The organism is Pseudomonas sp. NCIMB 10586 (genome assembly GCF_023127895.1).
GTDB lineage: Bacteria > Pseudomonadota > Gammaproteobacteria > Pseudomonadales > Pseudomonadaceae > Aquipseudomonas > Aquipseudomonas synxantha_A.
Genome location: NZ_SPKQ01000008.1, coordinates 230,337 through 247,015, shown reverse-complemented (window position 1 = coordinate 247,015; position 16,679 = coordinate 230,337). Strand labels below are relative to the sequence as shown.

At 59.7% G+C, this 16,679-nt stretch carries 14 protein-coding genes; 7 read left to right on the top strand and 7 right to left on the bottom strand.

The genetic code is table 11. The features are described from left to right. Positions 1 to 20: 20 nt before the first annotated feature. The 3 genes from relA (at position 21) to E4P01_RS04710 (ending at position 3,823) form a co-directional block, all read left to right on the top strand. Entirely contained in the window at positions 21 to 2,264 is a 2,244-nt protein-coding gene (gene relA, locus E4P01_RS04720; protein WP_032880009.1) for a GTP diphosphokinase, read from the top strand. A gap of 154 nt (positions 2,265 to 2,418) precedes the next feature. Next, on the top strand, positions 2,419 to 3,252 hold the full coding sequence (gene mazG / locus E4P01_RS04715; RefSeq protein ID WP_032880011.1) for a nucleoside triphosphate pyrophosphohydrolase: 834 nt from the start codon (positions 2,419 to 2,421) through the stop codon (positions 3,250 to 3,252). A gap of 25 nt (positions 3,253 to 3,277) precedes the next feature. Continuing rightward, a complete protein-coding gene (locus tag E4P01_RS04710) occupies positions 3,278 to 3,823 on the top strand; it encodes a DUF2058 domain-containing protein (RefSeq protein ID WP_014719402.1) in 546 nt (181 codons plus the stop codon). A gap of 66 nt (positions 3,824 to 3,889) precedes the next feature. Here the strand turns inward: E4P01_RS04710 and E4P01_RS04705 are convergent, their stop codons facing one another. From E4P01_RS04705 to purM, 7 genes are all read right to left on the bottom strand, one after another. After that, positions 3,890 to 5,995: a TonB-dependent receptor gene (locus tag E4P01_RS04705; RefSeq protein ID WP_216091921.1), complete on the bottom strand. Its 2,106-nt coding sequence runs from the start codon at positions 5,993 to 5,995 to the stop codon at positions 3,890 to 3,892. Next, the gene (locus E4P01_RS04700; protein WP_216091920.1) at positions 5,992 to 7,218 is read right to left on the bottom strand and encodes an MFS transporter; all 1,227 of its coding nucleotides are present in this window, start codon (positions 7,216 to 7,218) and stop codon (positions 5,992 to 5,994) included. The genes E4P01_RS04705 and E4P01_RS04700 overlap by 4 nt, the downstream gene beginning before the upstream one ends. Beyond that, positions 7,208 to 9,133 (bottom strand): IucA/IucC family protein, encoded by a 1,926-nt coding sequence (locus E4P01_RS04695; RefSeq protein ID WP_216091919.1) that lies wholly within the window; start codon positions 9,131 to 9,133, stop codon positions 7,208 to 7,210. The genes E4P01_RS04700 and E4P01_RS04695 overlap by 11 nt, the downstream gene beginning before the upstream one ends. 188 nt (positions 9,134 to 9,321) lie before the next feature. Further along, positions 9,322 to 9,510 (bottom strand): hypothetical protein, encoded by a 189-nt coding sequence (locus E4P01_RS04690; protein ID WP_003193064.1) that lies wholly within the window; start codon positions 9,508 to 9,510, stop codon positions 9,322 to 9,324. A gap of 377 nt (positions 9,511 to 9,887) precedes the next feature. Continuing rightward, positions 9,888 to 10,601, bottom strand: a complete 714-nt coding sequence (locus E4P01_RS04685) for a DUF3108 domain-containing protein (RefSeq protein ID WP_032880017.1) — start codon at positions 10,599 to 10,601, stop codon at positions 9,888 to 9,890. Positions 10,602 to 10,609: 8 nt separating this feature from the next. Beyond that, complete coding sequence (gene purN, locus E4P01_RS04680) at positions 10,610 to 11,260, bottom strand: phosphoribosylglycinamide formyltransferase (protein WP_032880020.1); 651 nt, start codon at positions 11,258 to 11,260, stop codon at positions 10,610 to 10,612. Beyond that, positions 11,260 to 12,318, bottom strand: a complete 1,059-nt coding sequence (gene purM, locus E4P01_RS04675) for a phosphoribosylformylglycinamidine cyclo-ligase (protein WP_216091918.1) — start codon at positions 12,316 to 12,318, stop codon at positions 11,260 to 11,262. Before purM ends, purN begins: the two co-directional genes overlap by 1 nt. 355 nt (positions 12,319 to 12,673) lie before the next feature. Here purM and E4P01_RS04670 point away from each other — a divergent pair, with 355 nt between their 5' ends. The 4 genes from E4P01_RS04670 to E4P01_RS04655 all read left to right on the top strand — a co-directional run bounded on the left by E4P01_RS04670 (position 12,674) and on the right by E4P01_RS04655 (position 16,590). Continuing rightward, entirely contained in the window at positions 12,674 to 13,714 is a 1,041-nt protein-coding gene (locus tag E4P01_RS04670; RefSeq protein WP_078821991.1) for a DUF2066 domain-containing protein, read from the top strand. Positions 13,715 to 13,769: 55 nt separating this feature from the next. After that, a complete protein-coding gene (locus E4P01_RS04665) occupies positions 13,770 to 14,843 on the top strand; it encodes an AI-2E family transporter (RefSeq protein WP_078821990.1) in 1,074 nt (357 codons plus the stop codon). A 203-nt stretch (positions 14,844 to 15,046) separates the two neighbouring features. Next, the gene (hda, locus tag E4P01_RS04660) at positions 15,047 to 15,751 is read left to right on the top strand and encodes a DnaA regulatory inactivator Hda (RefSeq protein ID WP_027603798.1); all 705 of its coding nucleotides are present in this window, start codon (positions 15,047 to 15,049) and stop codon (positions 15,749 to 15,751) included. 209 nt (positions 15,752 to 15,960) lie between these two features. Beyond that, positions 15,961 to 16,590 carry an NlpC/P60 family protein gene (locus E4P01_RS04655; RefSeq protein WP_005790175.1) on the top strand — a complete coding sequence of 210 codons (630 nt, stop codon included), beginning with the start codon at positions 15,961 to 15,963 and terminating at the stop codon, positions 16,588 to 16,590. Positions 16,591 to 16,679: the final 89 nt, after the last annotated feature.

The following is a 16,679-nucleotide window of genomic DNA, read 5'->3' as shown; positions in this document are numbered from 1 at the left end:
TCGTAGGGAAGGTAAGCAAGATGGTACAGGTGAGAGCACACCAGCCGATCAACACCGACGGCAGTATCAATCTCGAGGCATGGCTGGATCATGCCGTCAGTGTCGACCCGGCACTGGACCGTGAAGCCTTGAAAGCAGCCTGCGAGTTCGCTCGTGAGTCTGAGCAGCAAGACAATGCGGCCAAGAACCTGTGGGCCGAAGGCACTTCAAGCTTTCGCACCGGGTTGGAAATCGCCGAGATCCTCGCCGATCTCAAGCTGGATCAGGATTCGCTGATCGCCGCCGTGCTGTATCGCGGCGTGCGCGAGGGGCATATTCCGTTGGCAACCGTTGGCCAGCGCTTCGGCTCGGTGGTGACCAAGCTGATCGACGGCGTGCTGCGCATGGCGGCCATCAGTGCCAGCCTCAGCCCGCGCCAGTCGATGGTGCTGGGCACCCAGGGCCAGGTGGAAAACCTGCGCAAGATGCTGGTGGCGATGGTCGACGACGTGCGCGTCGCCCTGATCAAGCTGGCCGAGCGTACCTGCGCGATCCGTGCGGTGAAGACCGCCGACGACGAAAAGCGCAACCGCGTCGCCCGCGAAGTCTTCGACATCTACGCGCCGCTGGCCCACCGCCTGGGCATCGGCCACATCAAGTGGGAGCTGGAGGACCTGTCCTTTCGCTACCTGGAGCCGGACCAATACAAACAGATCGCCACGTTGCTGCACGAGCGGCGCCTGGATCGCGAGCGCTTTATCAGCGACGTGATGGGCCAGCTGCGTTCCGAGCTGCAGGCAACTGGCGTAGACGCCGACATCAGCGGCCGCGCCAAGCACATCTACTCGATCTGGCGCAAAATGCAGCGCAAGGGCCTGGCCTTCAGCCAGATCTATGACGTGCGGGCGGTGCGCGTGCTGGTGCCGGAAATGCGCGATTGCTACACCGCGCTGGGGATCGTTCACACCCTGTGGCGCCACATCCCCAAGGAGTTCGACGACTACATCGCCAACCCCAAGGAAAACGGCTACCGCTCGCTGCACACCGCGGTGATCGGCCCTGAAGGCAAGGTGCTGGAAGTGCAGATCCGCACCCACGCGATGCACGAGGAGGCCGAGCTGGGCGTGTGCGCGCACTGGCGCTACAAGGGCACCGACGTCAAGGCCGGGTCCAACCAGTACGAAGAGAAAATCTCCTGGCTGCGCCAAGTGCTGGAATGGCACGAAGAACTCGGCGACATCGGCGGGCTGGCCGAACAGCTGCGGGTGGATATCGAGCCGGACCGGGTCTATATCTTCACCCCCGACGGCCATGCCATCGACTTGCCCAAGGGCGCCACGCCGCTGGATTTTGCCTACCGCGTGCACACCGAAATCGGCCATAACTGCCGGGGCGCCAAGATCAACGGGCGCATCGTGCCGCTCAACTACAGCCTGCAAACCGGTGAACAGGTCGAGATCATCACCAGCAAGCACGGCACGCCGAGCCGCGACTGGCTGAACCCGAACCTGGGCTATATCACCACCTCGCGAGCACGGGCGAAGATCGTCCACTGGTTCAAATTGCAAGCGCGCGACCAGAACGTCGCCGCCGGCAAGACCCTGCTCGAACGCGAACTGGCGCGCCTGGGCCTGCCTCAGGTGGACTTCGACAAGCTGGCCGAAAAGGCCAACATGAAGATCGCCGAAGACATGTTCGCCGCCCTCGGTGCCGGTGACCTGCGCCTGGCGCAACTGGTCAACCTGGCCCAGCAACTGGTCGAGCCCGAGCGCGGCAACGAACAGCTGGAACTCATCCCACGCAAGGCCACGGGTTACAAACCGGGCAAGCGTGGCGATATCCAGATCCAGGGCGTGGGCAACCTGATGACGCAAATGGCCGGCTGCTGCCAGCCGTTGCCGGGCGACGCCATTGTCGGCTACATCACCCAGGGCCGTGGCGTGAGCATTCACCGCCAGGACTGCGCCTCGGTGCTGCAACTGGGCGGGCGCGAGCCGGAGCGGATCATCCAGGTCAGTTGGGGGCCGGTGCCGGTGCTCACTTACCCGGTGGACATCATCATCCGTGCCTACGATCGTTCCGGCTTGCTGCGTGACGTCTCGCAAGTGCTGCTCAACGAGCGGATCAACGTGCTGGCGGTCAACACCCGCTCGAACAAAGAGGACAACACGGCGTTGATGTCCCTGACCATCGAGATTCCGGGGTTGGACGCACTGGGACGGTTGCTTGGGAGGATTTCCCAGTTGCCGAATATCATCGAGACGCGGCGCAACCGCACCCCATGAATAGCTGGATGAACGCGAACTGAATTGTGTTAGCTGCTTCATGTGGGAGCTGGCTTGCCTGCGATAGCACCACCTCGGTTTAACTGAAGCACCGAGTCGCGAGCATCGCAGGCAAGCCAGCTCCCACATTGGATTTTCAGCGGAAAGAGATACGATGTATTCACTCGAAGACCTGCTGCACCTGATGAACCGCCTGCGCGACCCGCAATACGGCTGCCCGTGGGACATCAAGCAAACCTACGCGACCATCGTCCCGCACACGCTGGAGGAGGCCTATGAAGTGGCCGACGCCATCGAGCGCGGCGATTTCGATCACCTGCAAGGTGAGCTGGGCGACCTGCTGTTCCAAGTGGTGTATTACAGCCAACTGGCGCGGGAAGAAGGGCGCTTCGAATTTGCCGGCGTGATCGACAGCATCACCCGTAAGTTGATTCGCCGGCATCCTCACGTGTTCCCAACCGGCGACCTGTACGCACCGCTGGATATCCCGCAGTTGAGCGAAGAACAGGTCAAGGAGCGCTGGGAGCAGATCAAAGCTGAGGAGCGCGCAGAAAAGTCCGACGCTCCCGAGCAACTCTCCCTGCTCGATGATGTGCCCACCGCCTTACCTTCGTTGTCCCGTGCGGCCAAGTTGCAAAAGCGCGCCAGCCAGGTCGGTTTCGACTGGCCGGCCGCCTTGCCGGTGGTGGACAACGTGCGTGAAGAGTTGGATGAAGTGCTCGAAGCCATGGCCGATAACGATCCGCAGGCCATTGCCGATGAAGTCGGTGACCTGCTGTTTGCCGCCGTCAACCTAGCCCGTCACCTCAAGGTTGACCCGGAAACCGCACTGCGCGGTGCCAATGCCAAGTTCGAACGACGTTTCCGATTTATCGAACAGGCATTGCGCGATACGCACCAACCCATAGAAGATTGCACCCTCGAAGAGTTGGACGCCCTGTGGGGCGAAGCCAAACGCCAGGAAAAGAATGTGTCCAGCTGCGGTTGAGCAGCTGCCTAAGTGAGTAAGCACCATGAGCCTTTCCCTTCGCGACCAGTTGCTCAAAGCAGGTCTGGTCAACCAAAAGCAGGCCAAGCAGGTCGGCAAAGAGAAGCAGAAGCAGCAGCGTCTGGTCCACAAGGGCCAGGCCGAAGTCGATGATACCCAGGCACGCCTGGCCGCTGAGGCACACGCCGAGAAGGTCAAGCGTGACCAGGAGCTCAACCGCCAGCAGCAGGAAAAAGCCGAGGCCAAGGCGCGTACCGCCCAGGTCAAGCAGTTGATCGAAACCTCGCGCCTGCCCAAGTTGACCACCGAGGACTACTACAACTTTGTCGATGACAAGAAGGTCAAGCGCCTGTCGGTCAACACCTTGATGCGCAACAAGCTGAGCAACGGCTCTCTGGCTATCGTGCACCACGGTGGCGGCTACGAGGTTATCCCGCGTGAAGCGGCGCTCAAGATCCAGGAACGTGCACCGGAGCGCATCGTGCAGCTCAACATCCTCACCGAAAGCCAGGTGCCGGATGAGGATGATCCGTACGCCGCCTACCAGATCCCTGACGATCTGATGTGGTAAGCCGCTAGAAACGACAAACCCCGCCAAAAGGCGGGGTTTGTGTTTTAAGCGTGCAGCGTCAGCCGGTTACCAATCCACTGCGTAACTCAGGCTGAAGGTACGGCCCTCGGCATTCGGGTACGGTGCGCGGGCATTGGCCTGGGCGAACATGTTCTGGTAGTTGCGGTTGGTAAGGTTGTACACCGCACCTTCGAGGCGACCTACCGGTAGCCTTACCGAGCCCAGCAGGTCAACCAAGGTATAGCCCTGGATATCGCGACCGTTGTTGTCCTTGGCCGCCGCGTCATAGTCGGCCAGGCGCATCCCCTGCAAGCGCAGGCTGTAGTCGTCACGCTGATAGCCGACAAAAGCGGTGGTCTTGGCGGGGGAAATACGCGTGGCGGGCAGGTCGATCCATTTGCCGTTCTGCTGGGTCTCGCCCTTGGCGTAAGCGTAAGTACCGCCGACGGACCACTGGTCGTTGACGTTATAAGTCAGGCTGGTTTCGGCACCGCGCACGCGTTCTTTCTGATTGATCAGGCGCAATACACGGTCGTTGGCATCGTAGAACTGCGTGACACCCGAGGTGTTTTCATACGCGGTGACACTGGCCTGCCACTTGTCCCAGTCGCCACGCCAGCCCAGCTCGTAACTGTCGACTTTCAGAGCCTGGGCATTGAGGTCCTGAATATCGTATTTGCTGTTCACGTCACGCAGGAAGCGCTGGATATCCGGCAGGGAAAAGCCCTGGCTGAAGTTGACGAACACGTCCTGGTTTTCGGTCAGGTGATACACCGCCCCGAGGTTATACAGCGTGTCATCGTATTTGAGCGTGCCGCCGGGCAGTGTGGCGCGGTTGCCGGTCTGGACGATTTCGCCGTAGGCGATGCTGTCGGAGACTTTGCTCTCAATCCACTCGCGACGTATTCCACCGCGTAAGGTCCAGTCATCGATGTCGTAGGACAGCTGACCAAAGATGGCTTTGGTGGTGGTCTCAATATCCGGGCCCAGTTCGAACGTGGTCCCGGTTTTGCTGTAGCTCAGGCCATTGACCCGGTATTGGTCGCCACGCTGGCGTGAGGTTTCATGATCATAGTCAGCCCCCCACACCAGGTTGCCGGTTGCCGGGCCGATGTCCGGCATCTGCGTATCGATCGCCGCACGCAGGCCATAGACATCCTGCACGCTGTTGTTGTCGGACACGCCTGCCCGACCCCGGGACAGGTCCGGGAAGAACAGGGCGTCGGCCCGCCGCCAGTAACTTTCGACCTGCAGGCCCTGGCCGTAGAAATCCTTATCGGCGTAGTTAAGGTTGACCGCCTGGTTATGGGTGTAGGGCTGGTCGCCCAGGTCCAGGCCTTTTACCGCGACTGCGTTGCTGGTGATGCGCGGGTTCTTGGTGTAGCGGGTGTCTTGTTCGTCTTTATAGTCTTGCAGCGACAGGCTGATCTTCTTGTCGTCATCGAGCTCGTAGCCGAAGCGACCTTGCAGGTCGTAGGTGTCGGTGTCCATGTTGCTGCCCTGGGACGTATCCTGGGGAATGCGCTTGCCGTTACCGTCGAACTGGTCGTTGCGCTGCACGATATTGCCCGACAGATACCAGTCCACTGGACCCTTGCGCCCGGTAGCGCTTTGGAACGCCTCGTAAGCGAACCCCTTGTGGCTGAAGTTATTGCCGGCGGTCATGCCGATCTTGCTGCTGAAGGCCAGGTCCTCACCCTTGTTGCGCTTGGTGATGATGTTGATGATGCCGCCCGATGCGCCTGCGCCGTAGACGCTGCTGGCGCCGGAGATCACTTCGATGCGCTCGATGCTTTCCGGTGCCACGCTGTTGAGCTGGCGGAAGTTATCGCGCGTGGCGTTTTGTGAAACCCCATCGATCAGGATCAGGGTATTACGCCCGCGAAGCGTTTGGCCGAAGTTGCTCATGCCGCCGCTGGAAGGCGCAATGCCAGGCACCAGTTGGCCGAGGATATCTGCGACCCGACGCCCCGCGCCCGTTTGCTGGCGGATCTGTTCTTCGTTGATGACCTGCACGGAGCCTGGAATCTGCGCGATGCTGGTTTCATTGCGCGTCGCCGACACCACGGTCGCTTGCAACTGCAGGCTGGTCGGCTCTGTCTGTTCGGCCCAGGCGGGGGCACTGATCGAGCCGAGAAGCGGCAGCAGAACGGCCAATTGCGATGTGTTCATGGATTTGTCTCAGAGTTATTAGAAGTATTGACAGAAAAATCGGATGTCTCAGGCGCTCGCGTACATGAACGGATGGCGCGGATACTCACGGCGGCCAATGCGTAGGTCAGTGCGACCAGCCAGAAGCTGTGCGCCAGGCCCACCCATCCCATGCCGATACCGCCTATCAATGCGCCGCACAGCGCACCTGCTTTGGCGGCGCTGTTGCCCATGCCCAGGGCGAAACCCTGCTGGCTGGACGCTACGGTATTGGCGATCAGCGTGTAGGCCACGGGCAATAAAGCACCCTGCCACACGCCCCATAGCAGCCGGCTGGCGATGAACCCCAACCACTCACTGGCCAGCGCCGTGCCGGCCAGTGTGAGCGCGCACGCCCAGGTGACCCACTCGATGATGCGCAGCGTATGCGCTGGTTGATGTCGATCGAACAGGCGGCCCCATAACGGCGCGGACAGTGCCAGGGTCAAGGCGCTGGCGCCATAGCTGGCGCCGATCAGCCACGCGGGTGCCTGCAAAACCTCGGCAACATATAAGGCGTAAAACGGTTGCGGCATCATCCTGGCCGCCTGGATCAATACGATGATTCCCAACATCGCGCCCAGCCAGCCTTTGGGCAGTGCGACAGGCTTCGATGGGCGGGCAGGTCTGGATCGTGGTGAATCGCTGGGCAAGAACGCGCTGATTATCGCGCACAACAGGCAGACGGCGGTGGCGCTGTAGCACAGCAATGCGAAACCGGATATGTCCATCAGCCAGCCGCCCAATACCGGCCCGGCCAGGGAGCCTACGGCGGTGGCTGATTGCAGCCGCGCAAGAATGTGCCCGCGTCCACTCTCACCGCAGCAGGCCAGCGCGTAGGCTTGGGCAGCTGCAATGAAACCGGCCAATGCACCTTGCACCACGCGGATGACCACCAGCCACCACGGATCGGGCGTCATCGCAGCCAGCGCCTGGCACACCGCCAATGCCAGCAACGCCCGGATGATCATCGGCTTATGGCCGGTACGGTCGCCCAGTTTCCCCCACGTGGGTGTGAGGATCATCGCTGCCATCATCGGCCCGGCATATACCAGCGAAGACAGCAGGCCGGTGTACTGGGCATTGGCGACGCCCAGCAGCTTCTGGATTTGCAGCGGCCAAAACGGCCCGCTCATCTCCATCGCCCCCATCGACACCAACTGAATCACCACCAGCAGCCGCAGCGCTGTGTTGTTAGTCGGCATTGGCGGCCGCGCTCAACGGGTTGGGCAGGCGTCCGACGATATCGGCATGACTCTCCAGCAGGCGCATGCGCATGAACGACTTGGCCGGCCACGGTTGCTCCAGCAGTGCTTCGCGCTCGGCTGCCCAGCGTTGCGGTTCAACCTGTGAGCGCAGGTTGTCGAAACACTGGCTGACCTGTGCCGACAGTTCATTCCAGAGCAGCGCCTGGGGGATGTCGAAGTGGCGCGCAGCAAGCAGGATCAACTCACCCAGATGGCACATGAATACGGTGTGCAGCAGTTTGTCCCGTACGAAACCTGCGTCGTCGTACAGCGTCATCTTCGGGTCGTGTAGTTCGATGTCCAGGCCGTGGGCGTGCAAGGTCTTGCGGTCGATACGGATATCGCCGAAATCGCGCAACAGCAGGCGGCTCAATTGCCCATCTGCAGTCATGACCATGAAGGAGTTCTGCTGATGGGCCTCGAAAGCGACGCCGTAACGCAAATACATGCCCAGCAGCGCCGGCACACTGATCGCCGCGTACTCATGGAAGAACGCGAGCATGGCCGCCGCATCGTCTTTGCCTTGGCTCAGGCGCACCCATTGGCGCAGCAGCGGCTGGCCGTGTTGATCAATGGCAAACAGGCTGCCCACCGGTACGGCCATTTCCCCGGGCTTGAGCTGGCTCTGGGGATTATCGCGATAGAGCACCGCCAGGTGGCGGGAGTGCTCGTCATTGGCCGGTTGTGGCTTGAAATGCACACCGATACGCTCGGGAACGATGCTGAGGATTTTCTGAATCGCAGGCTCGCGCTCCAGGATGGTCAGCAGCAGGTGACTGATCCGTGGGCCCATGCGCGCCGAGCGCGGTGAGACGGTGCGCTGCACGCTGGTCAGGCGCAGCGACACCGGCAGTTTGACCATGGGCGCATCGCAACGTCCGTCAGGCAATACGGTCCTGAATGACATGGTGGGGTGGGCGGTAAACGCGACGATATCGGTCAGCACCAGCAGCTTGTCGCCGATTGCATCGGCGAACAGCTGGGGCAGCTCCTGACGTGCCTGCCAGGGATGGGCAGGCACCGGCAGATAATCGCCTGCTTCAAGGCCTTGTGCTTGAAGTGTCGCGGTTAATTGCTGCGCCGCGTGTGGAAAGTGACTGCTCCACCACTGCCAGTAATCTGCCGTCCCGGCCAACGTTTCGACATGGGCAAACTGGCGATGCAGCGCGCACAGCAGCACGGGGAAGCGTGCTTCGAACTCCGGCGAATAGTCGATGACTTGGCTGGTATCCAGGCCCAGCTTGGTCTTGTAGTTGGGGTGCCACGGGTGCCCCAATGTTCCCCACTGCTCAAGTACGGATGTCGGATTGATCGTGCCTGCACCGTGCTTGAGATGACTCAGCAGGTTGCCTTGATGTACTGGGTCCATGGACGCATGCAGCTTGAGCGTCCATTGCTCATGGAAAGCGAGGCACAAGGTGTCGTTGATGAAGCTGTCGTCGATCTCGGCATTGAGGCGGTTGAGCACTTCCAGGTCGGCAGGTGACGTGAGGCTGGCGTTAAGCAACGTCAACAACTGTGATGGGAACTGGATCTTCTGGTCGGGCTGACCTTCGCGCAACAGGATGACTTTGCCACGCAGGTCCCAGCTGGCCATGCGGCCAGGACGCAAATGATCAAAGCGCAGGCGAGCCTGACAAGGCAGTGTCAGCGAGCATTGCCCATGTTCGTCGTAAATGAGGGTGCTGGGGTCCAGCAGGCTTTCACGAAACAATGCTTGGATCAGGCGTTGGAAGCTACGTTCAGCGGCAGGTGCCAGCGCATTGACCAAGTCGTCGAGGCTGATGTGGCTGGCCTGGAATTGCGCAGTGGCAAGCGCTTCGCTCCAGCGTTCCAGTAACGCGTTTTCCGGCTTCCTGCTATTTCCGTGCATCTAATTGATTCCCTAATCGTGAGCCTGAATGAAAGGCGCATGAATGATATCGAGAATCATTATTTGTGTGTGCTTTTGTTACATTAATTCATATCGAATTTTTGACAAAAAAACCGCGCTCGAAAAGCGCGGTTTTTGATGTAGACGGCCCGGCTGCGTGGGCCGGGCGTCGACTTGATTTCAGAGTTTCAGGAGCTTTTCGCCTGGCGTTGCAATTCGAGAGTTTCAAGCTCGTTTTTATAATTGTGGGCATCGCTCTCGTTGTGAAACATGCCGACCAATACGTCTTGCTGATGGACATCCCAGATGTGAATCCCGTGGCCTACCGCCTCGTGGGACATATGCTCATCGTCGCGTTCAGTTACTTTTACAGTCATCTGCTTGCTCCAATCTCTGGTTGATCTGCGGCAAGTCGTCGCAGGCCTCTGTTATATTATTTGTTAGCTTGCTAAGTAAACTGATTTTGCGCGCAATAATTCATTGCAGAAAACGCAACAATCGCGCAGGCCGCTAAACCCGTGGCATTCGGTCGCAGGGGCATGAGTTTTATGACAAAAGTTTCATGTTTGCTTCTAGCAATAAGACCTTTGTCGGCCCTACCACCGCTATCGGGAGCAAGCCCCCTCCCACATTTGAAATGCATTCCACTGTGGGAGGGGGCTTGCTCCCGATAGCGTCATAAGCTTCACAGTAAAATTTCCAGGCAAAAAAAGCCCCGCATTCAGCGAGGCTCTCTTCCAGCTCATCAGCGCAATCAGCTGCCTTTGACGGCCTTACCGTCAACGGTGCCATCCTGCAGCATGATGTTGTATTCCTTGCCGTCGGTCTCAACCTGGCGCAGGGCAACCAGAATGCCGCCCTGGTCCTTGGCAAACCACATCTGCGTGATGCGCTTGCTCTGGGAGGGATCACGTACGCGTTCAACCTTGATCGCGTCAATGGAGCCTACCTTGGTCTGAACCTTTTCCGGGCCAATCACACGGAAGTCATAGGTATCGACATCAGTACCTTCGGCCACTCGGTAGCTCATGCTCTTCTTGCCGGCAGCCACGTCGCGCTGAAGGGCGAGCTGATACGTGGACTTGTCGAGCATGCCGCTTTCGAGGGTGACGTTGACCGGATCCTTGTTTTCAAAGCCGGTGATTTTCTTGTTCGCCTGGTCGAAATCCAGGTTGATCTTCTTGGCCTTGCCCAAACCGCCGCGCTCGAAGCTGTAGCTCTTGGGTTGCAGGGTGTCCTTGTCGAACAGGATCACGCTGGTTTCGGTCAGGCTGGCAATCATCATCGAGGCCTTGAAGTTCAAGGTCCAGGTGCCGTCGCCGTTTTTGGTCAGGCTGCGTTCAGCCGAACCACTCATGGGCAGTTGCTTCCAGTCGGCGGTGTAGCTGACGGAGAAAGGGTGAAGGTCTGCCGCTTGTACGGCAGGCAAAGCGAACAGCGCAAAAGCGAAGAGCAGGGCGCGACGCATAAAATCTCCTAGGTTCGAATCAAGTGGCCGCTGGCCGCGAGTAACTGACCGTCCAATAATGCACCCTGGTCACCAAGAATCAACCGTCCCTCGGCAAACCAGCGAACAGCCAGCGGGTAAATCCTGTGTTCCTGGGTATGAACCCGTTGCGCAAGCGTCTGCGCCGAGTCGCCTGACTCTACCGGAACCACTGCCTGTACGACCAGAGGCCCGCCATCGAGTTCCTCGGTGACAAAGTGCACGCTGCAGCCATGCTCGCTGTCGCCGGCGTCGAGGGCGCGCTGATGGGTGTGCATGCCTTTGTACTTGGGCAGCAGGGAAGGGTGGATATTGAGCAGGCGCCCTTCGTAGTGCCGCACGAAATCAGCACTGAGGATGCGCATGAAGCCGGCAAGCACGACGAGCTTGGGTTTGAAGGCGTCGATCAGTTCGACCAGGGCGCGGTCGAAGGCCTCGCGGCCGTCGAACGCCTTGTGATCCAGCGAGCGGGTGTCGATACCCGCATCCCTGGCGCGTTGCAGGCCGTAGGCGTCGCTGCGGTTGGAAATCACCGCAGCGATGCGCACCGGGCTGTCGCCGCTGCGCGTGCTATCGATCAGGGCCTGCAAGTTACTGCCGGTGCCGGAGAGCAGCACCACGACATCACAGGTTGCAGGCATCAGTGCGCCTTAAGGTTCTTCAGTTCAACCTGGGCTGCGCCTTCTGGAGCAGTGGCGATCTGGCCGATGACCCAAGGTTGCTCGCCGGCTTCACGCAATACGTTCAGCGCGGTTTCAACGTGCTCTTGCGCCACGCAGATGACCATGCCCACGCCGCAGTTCAGCACGCGGTGCATCTCGGCTTCGTTGACGTTGCCTTTCTCTTGCAGCCAATCGAAGACTGCCGGGCGCTGCCAGCTGGCCACGTCGACAATCGCCTGGGCGCCTTTTGGCAGGACGCGCGGGATGTTGTCCAGCAGACCGCCGCCGGTGATGTGGGCCATGGCCTTGACGGCGCCGGTGTCCTTGATCAGCTTGAGCAGTGGCTTGACGTAAATGCGGGTCGGGGCCATCAGCAGGTCGGTCAGAGGCTTGCCGTCGAGCTGGATGTTCTCGATGTCGGCGCCGGACACTTCGATGATCTTGCGGATCAGCGAGTAACCATTGGAGTGCGGGCCGGACGATGGCAGGGCGAGCAGGGCGTCGCCGGCAGCCACTTTGGAGCCGTCGATGATCTCGGCTTTTTCCACGACGCCGACGCAGAAACCGGCCAGGTCGTAGTCTTCGCCTTCGTACATGCCTGGCATTTCAGCGGTTTCGCCGCCGACCAGCGAGCACCCCGACAGTTCGCAGCCGGCGCCGATGCCGGTGACCACCTGGGTTGCGGTTTCGACATTGAGCTTGCCGGTGGCGTAGTAGTCGAGGAAGAACAACGGCTCGGCGCCGCACACCACCAGGTCGTTGACGCACATGGCAACCAGGTCGATGCCGATGCTGTCGTGCTTGTTCAGGTTCAGGGCCAGGCGCAGCTTGGTGCCTACGCCGTCGGTGCCGGACACCAGTACAGGCTGCTTGTAGCCGGCCGGGATTTCGCAGAGGGCGCCAAAACCGCCCAGGCCGCCCATGACTTCAGGGCGCGCAGTGCGCTTGGCGACGCTCTTGATGCGTTCGACCAATGCTTCACCGGCGTCGATGTCTACACCGGCGTCCTTGTAGCTCAGGGAGGGTTGCTTGCTCATGATCCAGGCCTTTAGGGGGGGATTCAGGGGTAACGACCGAGCGGGCGGGCGCTTTTTAAAAAGGCCGCTGCCGTTGACGGTCTGCGAAGGCGCGCGATTTTATCAGGCTTGAAGGGCAGCGGCCATCCTCGGGCCGACGGGCAGGGCCATATAGATTAAAAAAGCCGGTTAAAAAATGCTGATCGGCTCTGCCAAGCGGCGTATTAAGGTATAGCCTTGAACCCGCTATCGTTATGACAGTACAAAAACTTACCGAGGCCCTGTGAATGTTTTGCCGGGTGCTGTGGTCACAGCCTGGCTAAACCGATTCACGCGGTCTGTTCCAGCCGCTAAATTTGTCGTTCGGGAATCTTCCATGCGTCTGTGTAAATTCTTCTTTGTGGGCTGTTTGTCGTTGGTCAGCCTGGCGAGTCATGCCGAAACCCTCAATGGCCTCTATCAAGTGCTCGAACCGGTCAGCAGCCAGTCGCCCCAGGAGCGTGACCAGGCCACCCAGCGCGCCGTGCAGACTCTGGTGATTCGCCTCACCGGCGACGCCAAGGCCGCCGATGGCCCGGGCCTGGCGGCAATCCGCAAGGACCCGCAACAAATCATCACCCAATATGGCTACGACGCGGGCCCGCCCGAGAGCCTGCAAGTGGACTTCGACCCGGTCAGCACCGATCGCGCCTTGCGTGATGCCGGCCTGTCGATCTGGGGCAGTAATCGGCCGTCGATTCTCGGTTGGTGGCTGAACGATTCCACCGAAGGCAGCAGCCTGGTCGGCGATGGCCAGGCGGTTGCCCAGACACTGCGCCGGGCCGCGCAACACCGTGGCTTGCCGTTGCGCCTGCCGCTGGGCGACCTGGATGAGCAAGTGGTTGCCACTGCACCGAATCTGGAAAGCGCGGACGCTGCGCCCTTGCGTGCAGCCTCCGAGCGCTACGGAGCCGATGCGTTGCTGGCTGTGCATGCGCGCCAGGAAGGTAATCAGTGGCAGGCCAAATGGCGTCTGTGGCTGGGCGATAAGTCTGAGCAAGGCACCGTCCAAGGCGCTGATACTGCCGCACTGGCAGATGCTGTATTGCTGGAGGTCAGCCAAAAGCTGGCGCCGCGCTTTGCGGTCAAGCCTGGTGTGAGCAGCGAGCAGCTGCTGGAAGTGCAAGGCATGAACCTGGAGCGATACGCCGCCCTGGGCCGGTTGCTGGAGCCCTTTGGCGGTCAGCCGCAGTTAGTGGATGGCAATCGCATTGTGTATCGCGTCAACGGCAGTGCCGAGCAGCTGCGTACCCAATTGAGCCTGGCCAAGTTGCAGGAAATTCCCGCAGGTGAAACCCCGGCCCAGCAACCTGTGGTCGATGGCACGCAACCGGCTGCTGTACCTGAGCCTCAGGCGCAACTGCGGTTTCGTTGGTAAATAGTGCTCCTTCTTCTATATAGAAGAAGGGCGTCGATAATAGATGGAGTGGTTTATGGCGGATACGCGTCGTTGGGTGTGGATTGGCGGGATAGTCCTGCTGTGCGGTTTTGTGTTCTTGCTGCATTCGATCCTGACGCCGTTTCTGGTGGCGCTGTTGCTCGCCTATCTGTTCGATCCCGTGGTGGATCGCCTGGAAAAAGCCGGTATGTCGCGTACTTTGGGCGTGGTCACGGTGTTCGCACTGTTCACGCTGATTATCACGGCGCTGGTGTTGATACTGGTGCCGATGCTGGCCAAGCAGCTGTTTCGCCTCTACGAGCTGGCGCCGCAGATGCTCGACTGGTTGCAGCACACGGCAATGCCGTGGGCCCAGTCCAAGTTCGGGTTGGCGGATGGGTTCTGGAAGTTCGACAAGGTCAAGGCGGCCATCAGCGAGCATATGGACAAGACCACCGATATCGTCACGGTGGTGCTCAGCCAGGCAACCGCTTCGAGCCTGGCGCTGATCGGCTGGTTGACCAACCTGGTGCTGATCCCGGTGGTGGCGTTTTACCTGCTGCGTGATTGGGACATCATGATGGCCAAGATCCGCAGCCTGCTGCCCCGTGACCGTGAAGAACGCATCGTCTCCCTTGCTGCAGAATGCCATGAAGTACTGGGGGCATTCGTTCGCGGTCAGTTGCTGGTGATGCTGGCGCTGGGGGTGATCTACGCAGCTGGCTTGATGGCCATCGGCCTGGAGCTGGGGCTGTTGATCGGCTTGATCGCAGGCCTGGCAGCCATCGTGCCGTATATGGGCTTTGTGATTGGTATCGGTGCGGCGCTGGTGGCCGGACTGTTCCAGTTTGGCGGCGACCTCTACCCAATGCTGGGGATTGTCGCGGTGTTCATGGTCGGCCAGGCATTGGAAGGCATGGTACTTACGCCGTTGCTGGTAGGCGATCGGATTGGCCTGCACCCGGTGGCGGTGATCTTTGCGATCCTGGCGGGTGGCGAGTTGTTCGGGTTTACCGGCATTCTGCTGGCGCTGCCGGTGGCGGCGGTGATCATGGTGCTGGTGCGTCATGTTCACGACTTGTACAAGGATTCGGACGTGTATACGGGCGTTGATGAGCCCGAGTTGTAATCGCAATGTCACAAACCCGGCCAAGGCCGGGTTTGTTGTTTCTGGCGGTGGTGCGTCAAACAATCCGCGTAAAACCGCCAAGTTAACGCAAACCTTTGATTTTGCTTGTGGTCTGCTGCATTGTGCACCCGGCGTCACGGGTATAAACTTTGCAAACTTTACACAGAGGCCACTAACGGTTCGATGGGAGCCGTTCAGTCAGCATGAAACCGATTCAGCTGCCCCTAGGTGTGCGTCTGCGTGATGACGCTACCTTTATCAATTACTACCCAGGCGCCAATGCCGCTGCACTCGGCTATGTGGAGCGGCTTTGCGAAGCCGACGCCGGGTGGACTGAAAGCCTGATCTATCTGTGGGGCAAGCATGGCGTGGGGCGTACCCACCTGTTGCAGGCCGCGTGCCTGCGTTTCGAACAGATGGGCGAGCCGGCAGTGTATTTGCCCCTGGCCGAGTTGATGGACCGCGGCATCGGCATCTTCGACAACCTTGAGCAATACGAACTGGTGTGCCTGGACGACTTGCAGGCGGTGGCCGGCAAGGCGGATTGGGAAGAAGCGCTGTTTCACCTGTTCAACCGCCTGCGCGACAGCGGTCGTCGTTTGCTGATCGCCGCTTCCACATCGCCTCGTGAGCTGCCGGTGAAGCTGGCCGACCTCAAGTCGCGCCTGACCCTGGCGCTGATCTTCCAGATGCGCCCGTTGTCCGATGAGGACAAGTTGCGTGCCCTGCAGCTGCGTGCTTCCCGACGTGGCCTGCACCTGACCGACGAAGTCGGGCACTTTATCCTGACTCGTGGCACCCGCAGCATGAGCGCGCTGTTCGATTTGCTTGAGCAGCTTGACCAGGCTTCGTTGCAGGCGCAAAGAAAATTGACGATTCCTTTTCTGAAAGAAACGCTGGGTTGGTAAGGCGTTGATTTGCCACTAATCGGCATTTTACGGGCGCCAGAAAACCTGCGTTTGAGCCCAGCGGGCCACGCAAGTGCAGTGATAAATGGAATTACGGCTTAGATGGCATAGTCCAAACAATAAGTCACATAGATCACGATTGAATTTGCAAATCGATGTGATAGAGGGCATAGTCTCGGCTTCTTTACACATCAGCCACGGTCGTGCCCATGCTAAATCGCTTCGCACCCCTCGTGCCTCTCGCACTCGTTACCCTATTGTTTGGTTGCGCCTCCCACCCTCAACAGGTGGCAGAACAGCCCAAACCACAGGTTCAAAATCAGGCCAAGTTCGTTGCTGCACAGTCTGCTTCTGTTTATGAAGAAGAGATGGCAACCGAAAAAGAACTCGCCGAGTTTTCAGACAGCAAGCCTTACCAGCTGCCCCTTCTGGCCGACAGCATTCTTGAACGCGGCAAGTCCCTGATCGGTACTCGTTACCGTTTTGGCGGCACCTCTGAAGCCGGTTTCGATTGCAGCGGTTTCATCGGTTATCTGTTTCGTGAAGAAGCTGGCATGAACCTGCCTCGCTCCACCCGCGAAATGATCAACGTGGATGCACCGTTGGTCGCACGCAACAACCTCAAGCCGGGCGATCTGCTTTTCTTTAGTACCAGTGGTCGTGGTCGTGTCAGCCACGCCGGTATCTACCTGGGCGATAACCAGTTTATCCACTCCAGCAGCCGCCGCAGCGGTGGTGTTCGGGTCGATAACCTGGGCGACAGCTACTGGAGCAAAACCTTCATCGAAGCCAAGCGCGCACTCGCCATGGCCCCGACTACGGTTACCGCTAGTAAGTAAAGTTAAAGTGATACTTGAAGTTTGACGTGTAAGCGCTAGAATCCCTGGACATTGTTGTTATCCGTTCGCGCGAGCTTTGCTTGCGCGTT